15 protein-coding genes are annotated in these 14,861 nt (G+C 59.8%); 8 read left to right on the top strand and 7 right to left on the bottom strand.

Annotated features, from left to right (window positions below; translation table 11 throughout):
* Window positions 1-3: 3 nt before the first annotated feature.
* The 3 genes from cyoA to hmpA form a co-directional block, all read right to left on the bottom strand.
* Window positions 4-951, bottom strand: a complete 948-nt coding sequence (cyoA, locus tag JMN22_RS04760; RefSeq protein WP_181287658.1) for a ubiquinol oxidase subunit II — start codon at window positions 949-951, stop codon at window positions 4-6.
* A gap of 785 nt (window positions 952-1,736) precedes the next feature.
* Window positions 1,737-2,246 carry a disulfide bond formation protein B gene (locus JMN22_RS04755; RefSeq protein WP_030139920.1) on the bottom strand — a complete coding sequence of 170 codons (510 nt, stop codon included), beginning with the start codon at window positions 2,244-2,246 and terminating at the stop codon, window positions 1,737-1,739.
* A 299-nt stretch (window positions 2,247-2,545) separates the two neighbouring features.
* Entirely contained in the window at window positions 2,546-3,727 is a 1,182-nt protein-coding gene (hmpA, locus tag JMN22_RS04750; protein WP_198796628.1) for an NO-inducible flavohemoprotein, read from the bottom strand.
* A gap of 150 nt (window positions 3,728-3,877) precedes the next feature.
* On the opposite strand from hmpA, the gene norR reads away from it, so the two are divergent.
* The 5 genes from norR (at window position 3,878) to JMN22_RS04725 (ending at window position 8,931) form a co-directional block, all read left to right on the top strand.
* Window positions 3,878-5,431 (top strand): nitric oxide reductase transcriptional regulator NorR, encoded by a 1,554-nt coding sequence (gene norR / locus JMN22_RS04745; protein WP_198796629.1) that lies wholly within the window; start codon window positions 3,878-3,880, stop codon window positions 5,429-5,431.
* A 135-nt stretch (window positions 5,432-5,566) separates the two neighbouring features.
* The gene (locus JMN22_RS04740; RefSeq protein ID WP_030139917.1) at window positions 5,567-6,469 is read left to right on the top strand and encodes a chemotaxis protein CheV; all 903 of its coding nucleotides are present in this window, start codon (window positions 5,567-5,569) and stop codon (window positions 6,467-6,469) included.
* A gap of 132 nt (window positions 6,470-6,601) precedes the next feature.
* On the top strand, window positions 6,602-6,928 hold the full coding sequence (locus JMN22_RS04735; RefSeq protein ID WP_030139916.1) for a hypothetical protein: 327 nt from the start codon (window positions 6,602-6,604) through the stop codon (window positions 6,926-6,928).
* 80 nt (window positions 6,929-7,008) lie between these two features.
* Window positions 7,009-7,758 carry a YkgJ family cysteine cluster protein gene (locus JMN22_RS04730; RefSeq protein WP_198796630.1) on the top strand — a complete coding sequence of 250 codons (750 nt, stop codon included), beginning with the start codon at window positions 7,009-7,011 and terminating at the stop codon, window positions 7,756-7,758.
* Window positions 7,759-7,959: 201 nt separating this feature from the next.
* A complete protein-coding gene (locus tag JMN22_RS04725; protein ID WP_030139914.1) occupies window positions 7,960-8,931 on the top strand; it encodes a 2-hydroxyacid dehydrogenase in 972 nt (323 codons plus the stop codon).
* Between the two features lie 61 nt (window positions 8,932-8,992).
* Here the strand turns inward: JMN22_RS04725 and JMN22_RS04720 are convergent, their stop codons facing one another.
* Entirely contained in the window at window positions 8,993-9,895 is a 903-nt protein-coding gene (locus tag JMN22_RS04720; protein ID WP_030139913.1) for a DMT family transporter, read from the bottom strand.
* Between the two features lie 135 nt (window positions 9,896-10,030).
* On the opposite strand from JMN22_RS04720, the gene JMN22_RS04715 reads away from it, so the two are divergent.
* The gene (locus tag JMN22_RS04715) at window positions 10,031-10,906 is read left to right on the top strand and encodes a helix-turn-helix domain-containing protein (RefSeq protein WP_198796631.1); all 876 of its coding nucleotides are present in this window, start codon (window positions 10,031-10,033) and stop codon (window positions 10,904-10,906) included.
* A gap of 61 nt (window positions 10,907-10,967) precedes the next feature.
* Here the strand turns inward: JMN22_RS04715 and JMN22_RS04710 are convergent, their stop codons facing one another.
* On the bottom strand, window positions 10,968-11,378 hold the full coding sequence (locus JMN22_RS04710; RefSeq protein ID WP_030139911.1) for an HPF/RaiA family ribosome-associated protein: 411 nt from the start codon (window positions 11,376-11,378) through the stop codon (window positions 10,968-10,970).
* Window positions 11,379-11,898: 520 nt separating this feature from the next.
* Between JMN22_RS04710 and JMN22_RS04705 the strand changes: the two genes are divergently transcribed.
* Window positions 11,899-12,216, top strand: a complete 318-nt coding sequence (locus tag JMN22_RS04705; RefSeq protein WP_030139910.1) for a DUF3509 domain-containing protein — start codon at window positions 11,899-11,901, stop codon at window positions 12,214-12,216.
* On the opposite strand, the gene JMN22_RS04700 is transcribed toward JMN22_RS04705, so the two are convergent.
* Window positions 12,213-12,713 (bottom strand): phosphate-starvation-inducible protein PsiE, encoded by a 501-nt coding sequence (locus tag JMN22_RS04700; RefSeq protein WP_030139909.1) that lies wholly within the window; start codon window positions 12,711-12,713, stop codon window positions 12,213-12,215. The genes JMN22_RS04705 and JMN22_RS04700 overlap by 4 nt on opposite strands.
* Before the next feature lie 288 nt (window positions 12,714-13,001).
* Between JMN22_RS04700 and JMN22_RS04695 the strand changes: the two genes are divergently transcribed.
* Window positions 13,002-13,262: a YebG family protein gene (locus JMN22_RS04695; protein WP_003205410.1), complete on the top strand. Its 261-nt coding sequence runs from the start codon at window positions 13,002-13,004 to the stop codon at window positions 13,260-13,262.
* 69 nt (window positions 13,263-13,331) lie between these two features.
* Here JMN22_RS04695 and JMN22_RS04690 read toward each other — a convergent pair whose 3' ends face one another.
* On the bottom strand, window positions 13,332-14,723 hold the full coding sequence (locus tag JMN22_RS04690; RefSeq protein ID WP_030139908.1) for an aminotransferase-like domain-containing protein: 1,392 nt from the start codon (window positions 14,721-14,723) through the stop codon (window positions 13,332-13,334).
* Window positions 14,724-14,861: the final 138 nt, after the last annotated feature.

Genomic DNA, 14,861 nt, shown 5'->3' with positions numbered 1-14,861 from the left:
CGTTTACTCCTCTGCCCCGGCAGCTGAATGCGAGCTCATGTCCATCCCTTCCATGTTGTGAGCCACTTCCTTCTCGCCCTTCTCGTGATGCATCGGCTTGCCCGGATTCATCCCTTCATACTTGTCGATGATGGTCTGGAACAGGTTCGGCGTTACCGACGAGTAGAGTTCGACTGGGTTGTTCTGGCTCGGTTTGGAAAGGGCTTCGTATTCAGCTTTTTCAAGCTGTTTAGGTGCCTTCTTGACTTCGTTTACCCAGGCGTCGAATTCTTCCTGGGTGGTGGCGGTCGCCTTGAACTTCATGCCGGTAAAGCCCGCGCCGCTGTAGTTGGCGGAGATACCTTCGAGTTCGGTGTTCTGGTTGGCGATCAGGTGCAGCTTGGTCTGCATGCCGGCCATCGCGTAGATCTGGCCGCCCAGGCCCGGGATGAAGAACGAGTTCATCACGGTGTCGGAGGTGACCTTGAAGTTGATCGGCGTATGGGCCGGGAACACGATCTTGTTGACCGTGGCGATGCCTTGTTCCGGATAGATGAACAGCCACTTCCAGTCCATCGACACCACTTCGATGGTGATCGGCTTGACGTCGGAATCCAGCGGACGATACGGGTCCAGGGCGTGGGTCGACTTGTAGGTGACATAACCCAGGGCAATGATGATCAGCACCGGGATGGTCCATACCGCCACTTCGATCTTGGTCGAGTGGGACCACTTCGGCGTGTACACAGCCTGGGTGTTGGACGCGCGGTATTTCCAGGCGAACAGGAACGTCATGACGATAACCGGCACAACGACCAGCAACATCAGCAGCGTGGCGGTGATGATCAGGTTTCGTTCATCCAGGCCGACCTGGCCCTTGGGATCGAGCAAGGTCATGTTGCAGCCTCCCAGCAGCAACGTGCCGAGCAGCGGCAACAAGCCTAGTAATCGGGGGTACCTGTTTTTACTCATCTCACGACCTCTAAAGCAGCTTGCGCAATGCAGTTGGGTTTTGATCGCCAACACTTCACCCTGCCAAGGGTTGGCATTTTCTTGGATTGAATAAGGGCTGCCCGTCGAACGTCAGCGGCTGTTCGACACATCCTGGGCCAGCAGTGAGTTCTTATTCGTTGGTCAAAGGCCTAGTTCAAGCCCAATTCCATTTGGTGCGGGTAGTTGGAGGCACCGACACCTTGGGGTCGCATGGGGCGCTGGCGCCCTTCGACCACTCTCGTGCTCAAGCCTGAGCCGGGTCGGAAAATCGGTGCGGGCGATTGTAGTGAGCTGACGCGCTGTAGACCATGTCTCATCCCGAAATAATTTTTATCCGAACCGGCAACAATCTGTTGTCGATATCGCAACGGGCCAGCATCTTATCGAAATTCATTCTCAACAAGAACCCCAAAAAACGTAAGGCTACTACGCCCGATTTAGACAGCTCCAGGTCGCATGACTGAGCCTTGATAGCTTTCGGGCGCCCGTTTTTCGGGGCCTGGGCGGTGAAGCGCTTCTCTGTTAAAAATGCCTGCCCGAGATCACCTCTACGTACTCTGCAAAGTGCCAGCAGGCTGTTTTTTTATTACAGATCCAGGCGTCAATTCGCGTCTTGAAAGGAGCCCGGACGCAACATGTGTGACAACGTGTCGCACATTGCCGCAGGCTATTCTTGCCTCGGATCAAGGCTGATCCTTACCGGGCCTGAAACGAAAAACGCCCCGGTTCCTGGTAAGGAAACCGGGGCGTCGTCCTGCGTTGCCTCAGCGAATGGCTTTGCGATTGCGCGACACCAGCAATGGCACCAGCACGACGGTCAGCACGAACGCCACCAGCGCCCATTGCGCCAGCGACAATCCGAGGATCGGCGGATACGGGGTGGAGCAGAAACCATCGACCTGGAAGCCCAGCGGGAAGATCTTCGCCAGCGGCAGGTCATCCACAATCGGTTGCAGCACATCGATACCGCAGCTGACCGCCGGGAAGAACTGGGTGTATACGTGATGCCCTGCCACTCCCGCGCCGGCCAAGGCGCAAAGCACAACCAGGCCTTCAAAAATCGTCAGGCTGCGGCGGCTGCGCATCGCCGCGCCGATGAAGGCGAAGATCGCGATCAACAACAACGCATAGCGCTGCAAAATGCACAGTGGGCAGGGAGCCTCACCGAGGACCACCTGCATATAGAGCGCGCCGCCGATCAGCGCCAGGCAGATAAGCCCCAGCAGCACGAGATAGCGCCGCTCACGGCCCAGCCGCATCATTTCCTCATTCATTGCGTTTCCCTTAAGTGCATGGATCGACGCGCAGCCTTGCGGCACGTGGCGCGTTATCGGATGGCCGAAGTCTACACGCAGAAGATGAACGAGCGGCAGTCGGCAGTATCGAGGGAATAAACAGGAAGGGGGTTAAGCGCGGATTAATTTCAGTACCGCGTCGGCAGAACCAACGCTATCGCGAGCAAGCTCGCTCCCACAGGGATTGGGGGTACGCCAACAGAATGGCCCCCGAAAAACTGTGGGAGCGAGCTTGCTCGCGATGAAGGCAACCCGGTCTCCCAGGTCGCCCGCAGCCTTTACTCCAACGCAGCCGCCGGCCCGAAGAACTCGTAGCGACTTTGCTCCGCCGGCACGCCCAACGCCTTGAGATGCCGCTTGATCGCCGCCATGAAACCCTTCGGCCCAAGGAAATAGGCGTCCAGGTCGCGTTGCTCCGGCAACCACTGCGCCAGTTGGTCCTCGCTCAACAGCCCGACCTTGTCAGCCGCAGGGCCTGTGCCGTCATGCTCGTCGTAGCAATAAAAGCGCTTGAGTTGCGGATGCCGGCTGGCCAGGTCGTCGATCCAGTCGCGGAAGGCGTGTACTTGCCCATTGCGCGCGCAATGGATGAAGTGCACGGGACGCTCGGTCTGCAACGCCGCCTGCAACATCGCTAGGGTCGGAGTGATGCCGACGCCGCCACTGATCAGCACCAGCGGTTTGTCACTTTCCGTGAGATAGAAGTCTCCGGACGGCGGGAAGAGTTGGATGCTGCTGCCGACCTGGAACTCGTCGTGCAGGTAATTGGATACCCGGCCACCCGCCTCGCGCTTCACGCTGATGCGGTACTGCCCGTTGTCCGCCAGGGCCGACAGCGAATAATTGCGGCGCACTTCTTCACCGTCCAGGACCAACTTCATGCCGATGTATTGGCCAGGCTCGGCCTGCAAGATAGGGCCATTGTCGGCCGGTTCAAAGTAGAACGAAGTGATTTCCGCGCTCTCCGGCACCTTCGCGGTGAGGATGAATGCCCGCTCACCGCGCCAGCCACCCGGCGCCGCGGCCTTCTGGTCATACAGGCCGGTCTCGGCGCCGATCAGGATATCGGCCAGTTGGTTATAAGCCGCGCCCCATGCCTCGATCACTTCTGGCGTGGCGATTTCTTCGCCCAGCACTTCAGCGATTGCCCGCAGCAGGCAGGCACCAACGATCGGGTAATGTTCAGGCTGGATTTGCAAGGCCACGTGCTTGTTGACGATTTTCGCCACCAGGTCACCCAATTGGTCGAGCTGATCGATATGGCGCGCATACATCAGCACGCCATTGGCCAGCGCCCGGGGTTGGTCGCCGCTGGCCTGGTGAGCCTGGTTGAACAGCGGGCGCACTTGAGGGTATTCGGACAACATCATGCGGTAGAAATGAGTGATCAGCGCTTCACCACCGCTCTCGAGCAATGGGACAGTGGAACGGATGATGGCGCGTTGTTCTCGACTCAGCATAGGTAACTCCTCGCGTGGAACAGATAACGGATACCCATGCTTATCAGTTTTCATGCCATAAAATTTATCGTTTAATTTCAATAGGTTAATAAATAGATAGTCATAAAGACACCGCAACCTTTATAGTCGTTATGACCAACTGGAGTCATTATGACCGCAACCTCCTTGCTCACCTCACTGCTGCCCCTGGTGGCGGATCTGTCCCGCGAACTGCCGGAAGGCGAGCGTTATCGGCGCTTGCTCGGTGCCCTGCGCGCCCTGCTGCCATGCGACGCCGCCGCGCTGCTGCGCCTGGACGGGGATTGCCTCGTGCCGTTGGCCGTGGATGGCTTGAGCACCGACACATTGGGACGGCGATTTCGTATCAACGAACACCCGCGTTTCGAGGCGTTGCTCGCCAATTCGCAGCCAACCCGCTTCGCCACCGACAGTGACCTGCCCGATCCCTACGACGGACTGGTCGAAGGCCTGGACGAACATTTGGAAGTCCACGACTGCATGGGTTGCCCGCTGTTCGTCGATGAGCGGCCCTGGGGGTTGCTGACCCTTGATTCATTGGATCCGGAACGCTTCGAACCGATCGACCTGAGCGCTTTGCAAGCCTTTGCCAGCCTCGCCGCCGCCACTGTCAGCGCCGCCGAACGGATCGAGCGGTTGGCTCTGAGGGCCGAGGATGAGCATCACCGCGCCGAGGTCTATCGCCAGGCGAGCGGCCAGCAGCATCGCGACATGGTTGGCCAGAGCAAGGCCCACAAACGCCTGGTGGAAGAAATCAAGTTGGTGGGCGGCAGCGACCTGACGGTGCTGATCACCGGCGAAACCGGCGTCGGCAAGGAACTGGTCGCCCAGGCGATACACGCAGCCTCCAACCGCGCCGACCAACCGCTGATCAGCCTCAACTGCGCCGCCCTGCCGGACACCCTGGTGGAAAGCGAGCTGTTCGGTCATGTGCGCGGCGCTTTCACCGGAGCCATGAACGACCGGCGCGGCAAATTCGAACTGGCCGATGGCGGAACCTTGTTCCTCGATGAGGTGGGCGAGCTGTCCCTGACCGTCCAGGCCAAGTTGCTGCGGGTCTTGCAGAGCGGTCAGTTGCAACGCCTGGGCTCGGACAAGGAACACCGCGTCGACGTACGCCTGATCGCGGCGACCAATCGCGACCTCGCCGACGAAGTGCGCAATGGCCGTTATCGGGCCGACTTCTACCATCGCTTGAGCGTGTACCCGCTGCAGGTGCCCGCACTGCGTGATCGCGGGCGTGATGTGTTGCTGCTCGCCGGTTTTTTCCTGGAACAGAACCGGTCGCGCATGGGCCTCGGGAGCCTGCGCTTGACCAGCGATGCCCAGGCCGCGCTGCTGGCCTACGATTGGCCGGGCAATGTGCGCGAACTGGAACATCTGATTGGCCGCAGCGCGTTGAAAGCGCTGGGCCATTGCAAGGTACGGCCGAAAATCCTCAGTTTGAGCGCCGAAGACCTGGACCTGCCCCGCGCAGCCTCGGACAACGCACCCATTGCTATCGCTGCACCAGCGCAGCCGGAAATCATGACCGGCGACCTGCGCCAGGCCATGGAAAACTATCAAAGGCAAATCATCAGCGCTTGCCTGGAACGTCACCAGCACAACTGGGCCAGCGCCGCCCGCGAGCTGGGCCTGGACCGGGCGAACCTGGGGCGGATGGCGAAACGGCTGGGCCTGAAATAGTGGCTTGTGGCAGCGATCCATGCGATCGACAAGCTTTCGCCCTAAAGCCTGCCCCCTACAAGTCGATAACCCGTTATCAAAAGCTGTCTTGGCGATCTACATCGCTCGCCCCACCTTTTTACACAGAAGGTTTTTATGTCTTCCAACAAAGCCCGCGCAGATTCACTTTCGCTTCTGCTGTTTACCTTGCGCAGCGGCAAGCTGATGGCAATCAACCTGCTCAAAGTCAGTGAAATCATTCCCTGCCCGCCGCTGACCAAACTGCCGGAGTCGCACCCGCACGTCAAAGGCATCGCCACGCTGCGCGGAACGTCACTGTCGGTGATCGACCTGAGCCGCGCCATTGGCGAGCGCCCGCTGGAAGATCCCGATGGCGGCTGCCTGATCGTCACCGACGTCAGCCGTTCCAAACAAGGCCTGCATGTCCAGGCTGTGAGCAAAATCGTCCATTGCCTGACCACCGACATCAAGCCACCGCCCTACGGCTCCGGCGGCGTGCGTGCGTTCATCACCGGTGTGACCTCGGTGGACGGCACGCTGGTGCAAGTGCTTGATATCGAAAAAGTCATCCATGGCATCGCCCCGGCACAGATCGAGACGGCGCCCACCGAGCTGAGCATGGAAGACGCCGAAGTGCTCGGCAACGCGCGGATCCTGGTGGTCGATGACAGCCAGGTCGCCCTGCAACAATCGGTGCATACCCTGCGCAACCTGGGCCTGCAATGCCACACGGCCCGCAGCGCCAAGGAAGCCATCGATTGCCTGCTGGAGCTGCAAGGCACCGCGCAGGAGATCAACCTGATCGTCTCCGATATCGAGATGTCGGAGATGGACGGCTATGCACTTACCCGCACGCTGCGCGAGACGCCGGATTTCGCCCATCTCTACGTATTGCTGCACACCTCGCTCGACAGCGCCATGAACAGCGAAAAAGCACGATTGGCCGGCGCCAACGGCGTGCTGACCAAGTTCTCTTCGCCCGAACTGACCAAGTGCCTGATCACGGCGGCCAAGGCCGTGGCTGAACAAGGCCGCTGAGTTCGCTGAAAATCGATCGCAGCTTTCTTTGGCTCCAGCGCAACGAAAGCCGCGATCCATTTTCGTCACCCGCCCTTCGCCCTCGCCTCAGGCATACTCTTGTCCTGGCTTCCCAGAACAAGGACTTTCCTGATGAAAACCCCAGCCCTGATTCTCTTCACCCTGATCGCCCTGTCGTCGCAGGCCCACGCCTCCAGCTCCGACGCCTGGGCCACCTATGACAAGAAAGTACTCGCCAGTTGCGTCAAGGCCAGTGGCTTGAAAAACGCCGAACCGGTCGGCACCGCCGCGCAATTCGATGACCGCGTCGGCTACACCGCGCTGCTGTTGCAGGGCCAATACCCGCAAAAGCACATGAAAGGCGCGACCGGCACCGAACTGTGCCTCTACCGCAAGAAAACCAAGACCGCCTTCGTTACCGAATGGGACTCGATCCGTCCCGCCGGCACGTCCCAGTGAATGGCGCATAACTTGCTTCGCACCGCTCATTACGGCGTTTTTCTGACGCCGCTTCCAGCCTATTTGCCTGCGGTCGATTAATGAATACAACGTTTTCCTGCGTAGGGTGCGGCAAGTGCTGCTCCGGTCATCACGTTCCCCTGACGCTCGACGAAGCCAGGATGTGGGCGAGTGACGGCGGTCAAGTGATCGTCCTGATCGAGGCCTTCCTGCCCAATGGCCTCGGCCTGCCCGTGGCGCAGCGCGAACATGCCGAACGGCGCTCTGCGGTGGTCCGCAGCGGCACGAGTGAAGCCTTGGTGGCAATCACTTTTGCCGCCTACAACGCCGGCCCCTGCCACAACCTGGATGCCGACAACCTGTGCAGCATCTATGAGCGCAGGCCTTTGGTGTGCCGCATCTATCCGATGGAAATCAATCCGCACATCCCGCTCAATACCGCCGCCAAGGACTGTCCACCGGAGTCGTGGGAAACGGGGCCGCAGTTGATCGTCGGCGGCAAGTTGGTGGATCAGGAACTGGCAGGATTGATCGAGCGCTCACGTCAGGCTGACCGTGAAGAAATCGGCATCAAGGAACGCATCTGCGCCTCCTTGGGCATTCACACCACGGCCCTGAAGGGCGACGGATTCACGGCGTACCTGCCGAACATGGAGGCGTTTGCCGCGGCCATCGACCTGGCCCGTTCGCAGCCACTGCAGCCGCAAGCCAGCGAATGGCAGTTCCATTTGTCTGGGGATGACATTGCCAGCCAGGTCATGGCCAGTGGCGCGCGGGTGGTCACGGAGGCCCCCGTCAATTACGCCTTTATTTCCCTGCGCGCGGCATGAATCTCTGAGAATCCCTGTGGGAGCGAGCTTGCTCGCGATAGCGATTCATGTGCCAGTCTGTCGTCGCCTGATACACCGCTATCGCGAGCAAGCTCGCTCCCACAAGAGACTGGTGGCCCTGCGATTACGCCGTCCCCTCTCGCCTAACCGCCGCCAAGAATGTTAGCGTGCTTGGTATTCCATGCAGATGAGCCTTGCACGATGAAAAAAACCGTACTTGCCTTCAGCCGTATCACACCGCCGATGATCGAACGCCTGCAACAGGACTTCGACGTGATCGTGCCCAACCCGTCGAAGGGCGACATCAACGCGCAGTTCAACGAAGCCTTGCCCCACGTTCATGGACTGATCGGCGTCGGCCGCAAGCTTGGCCGCGAGCAGCTGCAGCACGCCACCAAGCTTGAGGTGGTATCCAGCGTGTCGGTGGGCTATGACAACTACGACCTGGCGTACTTCAATGAACGCGGGATCATGCTCACCAACACCCCCGACGTGCTCACCGAAAGCACTGCCGACCTGGCGTTCGCCCTGCTGATGAGCAGCGCCCGTCGCGTCGCTGAACTGGATGCCTGGACCAAGGCCGGACAGTGGCAGGCAACCGTCGGGCCACAACTGTTCGGCAGCGATGTGCATGGCAAGACCCTGGGCATCGTCGGCATGGGCAATATCGGAGCGGCGATTGCCCGACGTGGCCGGCTGGGGTTCAACATGCCAATCCTGTACAGCGGCAACAGCCGCAAGACGGAATTGGAGAACCAGTTGGGCGCGCAATTTCGCGAACTGGACCAGTTGCTGGCCGAAGCGGATTTCGTCTGCCTCGTGGTGCCCCTCAGCGAGAAGACCCGCCACCTGATCGGCCAGCGCGAACTGGGCCTGATGAAACCGAGCGCGATCCTGGTCAATATTTCCCGCGGTCCGGTGGTGGACGAGCCAGCACTGATCGAAGCCCTGCAAACCCAGCGCATCCGTGGCGCCGGGCTGGACGTCTACGAGAAAGAGCCGCTGGCCGAGTCGCCACTGTTCCAGTTGAAAAACGCCGTGACCTTGCCACACATCGGCTCGGCGACCCACGAAACCCGGGAAGCCATGGCCAATCTTGCCGTGGAAAACTTGCGCAGCGCATTGACCGGCGAACGACCGAAGAACCTGGTCAACCCGCAAGTCTGGAAATAAAACACACTGTGGCGAGGGAGCAAGCTCCCTCGCCACAGGGTTTATCGCCTGACGTTGTGCATCAGCGGGCACCCAGCGCGACTTCCGTTGCTACGGGTCGTGGCTTGCGAAACACCAGCACGTTACCCAGCATTACCAACACCAGCCCTGCCAGCGCTGGCGCCGTCCATTGATAGCCTTCCGCGAACGCCGAAACGTTTAACGCCACCACCGGAAACAATACCGTGCAATACGCTGCGCGCTCCGGACCCATGCGGCCGACCAGCGTCAGGTAGGCAGTGAACCCGATCACCGAGCCTGGGATCACCAGGTACAGCAGCGAGCCGACGTAGCGAACATTCCACTCCATGTCGAACGGGATGCCCTGGAACAGACACCACACCGACAACATCGCCGCCCCGTATGCCATGCCCCAGGCGTTGGTGGTCAGCGGCTTGAGGCCGGCTTTCTGTTGCAGGCTCGACAACATGTTGCCCGCCGAGAAACACAACGTCCCCAGCAACGCCAACGCCAACCCGAGCAAGGTTTGCGGGCTTGCGCGGTGACCAGCCAGTTCCGGCCAGAACAATAGCGCCAGCCCGAACAGTCCCAAGGCGCCGCCCAGCAACACGTTACGGGCGATGCGCTGGCCGAAGAACACCCGGGCGTTCATGGCATTCCAGAGGGTCGCGGTGGAGAACACCACCGCAACCAATCCGCTGGGAATCCACTGGCTTGCGGTGAGGAAACACATGAAGTTGATGCAGAACAGGCAAAGGCCCTGGGCGAGGCAGATCAAGTGGCCGCGCCGGTTCATCACTTGTAGACGCCGGCTGAGCACCAGCATCGCGAACAGGATCAGCGCGGCAAGACCGAAGCGATAGACAATCGACACGGGAATCGCGACGACGCCCAACTGCAGCTTCAAGGCGATCCAGGTGGTGCCCCAGATGAGTACGGTCAGCAGGTACAACGAGAGGTTCATGAGGTGACTCCTGGCAATGGCCTCCAGTGTCACGTCGATGCATGCCCGGCGCTTGCGTAAACTTGCGGTTTTTATGCGGGTCAGGCTGGCACGGGGCGGATGACGGAGTAGGATGCAAGCGTTGGAGAAACGATCATGGCCAGTCTGCAAACCCTGCAAGTCTTCCAAGCCCTCAACAGCTCGCCCAATGCTCGCCTTGAGCACAGCGCCGAGCTCGGTGACGGCATGGCGGCCGCTTTGTGGAGCAATCATCACGACGCCCGCGACTACGAAGCGCCGACCCACCATACGCTGTCGTGCTATATCGCCGGCGGCACCGGCACGTTTCGCCGCGAGCGGCCTGATACCACCGGAGCGCCCGACAAACTCTGCGTCCTGCCGGCAGAGCATGAATCAGCATGGGTCATCAACGGCGACATCCGCCTGGCCCACCTGTATTTCAGCCCGGAGCAGTTTGCCGTTGGCTGTGTCACGCTACTCGACCGCGAACCCAGGCAAGTGCAGTTGCACGAAGCGACGTTTCTTGACGACCCGCAACAGGCGCAGCGCTTTCGCCAGTTGATCAACCTGAATTGGGACGAGCCCGCCGAGCGCCTGCTCACCACCAGCCTCGCCCATGACATGCTCAGCCACTTGCTGCTCAGCCAGGTCAGCCCACGCCAGGACCTTCGTCTCAAGGGCGGGCTCGCTCCTCACCAGCGGCGCATGCTGGTGGAGTACATCGACGCTCAACTGGCCGAGGCCATCAGTCTGGGACAACTGGCTGCGTTGTGCGCGCTCTCCGAATACCACTTTGCCCGGATGTTCCGCGAAAGCTTCGGATTGCCACCCCATCAGTATGTGCTGGCAAGACGCCTGTCCCAGGCGCGGCAGCTATTGCGCAGCACTTCGCAACCGCTGGGCGATGTAGCGCTGGCCTGTGGATTTGCCAGCGCCAGCCACTTCACCCACCGATTTCGCCAGGCCCTGGGCGCGACGCCTGGAGAGTATCGCCAGGCGTTCCTGCGCTAAACGCAAACGGGCCTGCATTAGCAGGCCCGTTTTCAGTCAGACTTAAATTGGGACGGGGCGATCAACCGTTGAGCGCGGCCCGTTCGTTTTCCAGGAATTCTTCTTCCAGCATGGCATCGGCCAGTGCAATCGACTCGGTCGGACCGTTGGTGGCAGCGCGCTTGCCGCGCAGTTTGCCGAACAGATGCTCCAACTTGTGTTCCAGTTTGCTGGCCGCGCCTTCGATGGCAAGCTCCAGCGATTCCGCCTTGTGCGTCACCGAAATTGGCTGGTGGCCTTTTGGCCGCGCCTCGAGCTGGCAACGCAAGTCATGGGGACCGGGCTTGTCGCCGTTCTCATCCCCCAAATGGACCTCGACCCGTGTCAGGTCTTCTTCGTAACGTTCGAGCGTGCTTTCAATGGTAGTACGTACCCACTCCTCCAGTCGGATGCTGCTTTGAATATGGTTATCGCTATTGACTTGGATTTGCATAGTTCATCCCTTATTTCGGCTAGCTCGCCAGGGGCCAATCGACGTTAGCGCAACGGCCCCTTGAGTACAGAGTCGGGCTGGCGGAAGAACAATTCAAGCCCTGGAAAAAGATAAATATTGATTTGCAAATAAAGCCGGACAACGGGCAAAAGCGCTGTTAATGTCGGGAGTTGCCTCACCCCACCCAAGCCCCTCCAAACACCTTCCCTTCTTGCACCGTCAGCGAACATCAACCGCTTCCTGCCCCGAAACGGGCTGCATGGAAAGCCGCATTCCAGAGCATTCGTTCGTCAGGCGCCGTGATCATTGTCCGACAGTTTTTCCGGCATGGCCCTTGCTAACTCCTCTACAGGAGCCTGCAGAAGCTACCGAACGCGGCGAGACGGCGATTCCTTGAGGCTGACGCCCTCCGCAACCTTTGGATGGACACGATCATGGAATGGCCGGTGGTCCGGTATTGCGAACTAATCCCGATCATGGCCGGTCAACAACTGCACGTTCAATCAGGCGGTGACGCATCATGGACAACCCTTTTCAGATCATTACGGACGCCTTCGCGCCGCAGTATCAAATCAACCTGAGCATTCAGGGCCTGGACGGAAGCATCATGCTGACCCTTTCCAAGGGCGGGCGCATCGTCGCCAAGCGCATGATCAGCGCCCAGCAACGCAACGATCCGGAACGGCTCAAACGTCTGGTGCAGAGCATCCAGTTCGGGATCGCCATCGAACAGGGCCACAGCGCCGTGGCCATCCTCGAAGCCATGACCGGCGGTGACAACATCAAAGTGCCGCCACCCCAAGCCCAAGGCCCGGCACCTTCTGCCGCCGGCCTCTAGATTTCGCCCTTTTCCACTTCGGTATGTTCACTGGAACCCGCACCGATCTTGCGGTGCGGATGTTCGATCTTCACCGAAGGGAACTGCGACGAGGCGTAGCGCACCACCAGGATCGCGAACGCCAATAGCAATATGCCGCCGCACAGGTAGATGATCCCCAGATCAGGCGGGCTGTGGTGGGAGACGTTGGAAATCAGCAGCCGCGTCAGCGCCGTGATCGCCACGTAGATCAAAAACCGTACAGGCATGTGGTTGGTCTTGAAATAGATCCCGACCATCGCACCCAATTCGAGGTAGATGAACAGCAGCAGGATGTCATCGATCTTGATGTGTCCCGTTTCGATCATCTGCAGGAATTCCATTACCGCAGCCCATGCGGTCACCGCACCAATGGCGAACAGCGCCAGGTAGTGAAACGTCTCGACGAACAGGTTGCCCAGCGATTCGGCCAGTTGATGCACGTTCTGGCGCAGGTTCTCGGCCCAGTTGATTTTCACGATGTAGTTTCCTTAGGTCGACTCGACCGGATGATGCGGGTTGGACGTGACGGTTGTTCTGCATGCAGAAAAAAGGCCAGTGTCCTCGATGAGATGGCGATGGGCTGGTATTCGACACGTGTCACACGAAACGGCGGCGTCGCGAACAGGCACGGCTTACGCGACAAGACTCGAAACCGGCTACATTAAAAAGCCACTATCCAAAGGGAAGGGATTCGCTTATTCTTTCGCCTGTATATAAATACAGTAGTCGCACGATAACCAATGTGAAGGCATGTGAGGTGGTGAATGGCCGTCGAAGTGGTATACCGCAGCAGCCGAGATCTGGAGCGCTTGTTCATGGATAAAGCCGAAGCTGACCGTCATGACAAAATGCTGGAGCTCGCCGAATTGCTGGCCGAGGTGTTGCAAAAAGCCGTTCCATCGCTGAGCGAGCAACAGGTGGAAGAAGCCGGGATCTACATGGCGAAGAATCGCGATGTGTTCGCCAAGGCATTCAAGAGCCAGCCGGACGCCCTGTCCGAGTTGCTCAACCCGTCGGACGAATGACCAGAAGATCGCAGCCTTCGGCAGCACCTACACCGCGTAGGCGCTGCCGAAGGCTGCGATCTTTTTTTATCAATAGAAACGACGCGGGTCCGAATCGATCAGGCTGGCGAGCTTGGTCAGGGCGAAACGCAATTCGTCCTGGCTGGTGGGGGACATCAGCACCAGGCGCACGCACCGGCTGGCGGTGCCTGAACGTTCAGCCTGGAACTGGCTGCCGCTGAGTACCAATACGCCGTTGGCCCGGGCGAGCATGGTGAATTCATCGCTGGTCCATGGCTCGGGCAACGTCAACCAGACGTGATACGAGTAAGGCTGGGCCTTGAGCTCGAACCTGGCGAAGACTTCCTGGGCAATCGCTTGCCGTGCAGCCGCTTCGTTGCGCTGGATGCGAACCAGCTTCTTGTCCAGGCCCTCGGTGATTACGTTGCTGGCCAACTGCGCGGTCAACGGCGAGGGCATCCAGACACTGCTGCGCACCATTGAGGTCAGGCGCGACAGCAGTTTCGGCGGGCTATGGAGATAACCGATGCGAAGCGCCGGCATGATCGACTTGGACAGGCTGGTCAGGTACACCGAACGGTCCGGTGCAAAGGCGGCCAACGGCTTGGTCGAGGGATCGGTCGCGAGAAAACCGTAGATATCATCGTCCAGGATGATGAAATCGAACTCTTCGGCCAGCGCCGCAATCTGGGCCCGGCGTTGTTGCGACATGATTGCCGCCGTGGGGTTCTGGCACGTCGCCACGCAAATCAGCATGGCCGGTTTTTCCCGCAGGCACAGCTCGCGCAACGCCTCGGGAATGATGCCTTCGTCATCCATCGGCACGCCGCGCAGGCGACGTTCCAGGCCATGGGCAAGGGAAATGATGCCGGGATAGCAAAGCGCTTCGCACAGCACCAGGTCGCCAGCACGGGTCAAGGCGCTCATCGCTACCATCAAGCCATGCTGGGCACCCGACGTGATGACCACCTGTTGCCATTGAGCGTCGGGCAATGAATGGCGAAGCCATTGCGCCCCTGCCTCACGATGGGCCGGATGCCCACCGTCGGGGGCGTAATCCAGGGCGCGAGCGAAATCGGTGCTCCTGGCCATGCCCACCAGCGCACCGCGCAACCAATAATCCAACGTCTCGCTGTAGGGTTTGATGATCGACAGATCAAGTAATTCAGGCTGGCCAAGGTTGAGCGCCACGGCACTGTTGCTCGTCGGCAGTTCAAGTAACTGGCGGTTGAGCACATAAGTGCCGCGTCCCACTTCCCCGCGCACCAAATGACGCCGATGGGCTTCGCTGTATGCCCGGCTGATGGTGCCCGGCGTGACATCCAACGCACTGGCCAGCTCCCGCAGCGTCGGCAGCCGATCACCTTCATTCAACACTCCACTGTCGATATCGCGCGCCAGTGCATCGGCGATCGACAGGTACATCGGCTGGCTGGTGTCGCTTAGCTGGGGAACCCACATGAATGACGAATGCCCATCGTAGAAATGATCAGTGGCCGAGCATAGCACAAGGCGCCGTGCGGCTCATTCCGGCAAGCGGCGCAAATTGAGTTGATTGAATCGATTCACTGCTTTGCCAGAATGCCGAAGCACGAAAAG

The organism is Pseudomonas sp. HB05, from assembly GCF_016756915.1.
Classification (GTDB): Bacteria; Pseudomonadota; Gammaproteobacteria; order Pseudomonadales; family Pseudomonadaceae; genus Aquipseudomonas; species Aquipseudomonas alvandae.
Note: the sequence above shows the minus strand (reverse complement) of the source record. Positions and strands in the feature narration are given on the sequence as shown.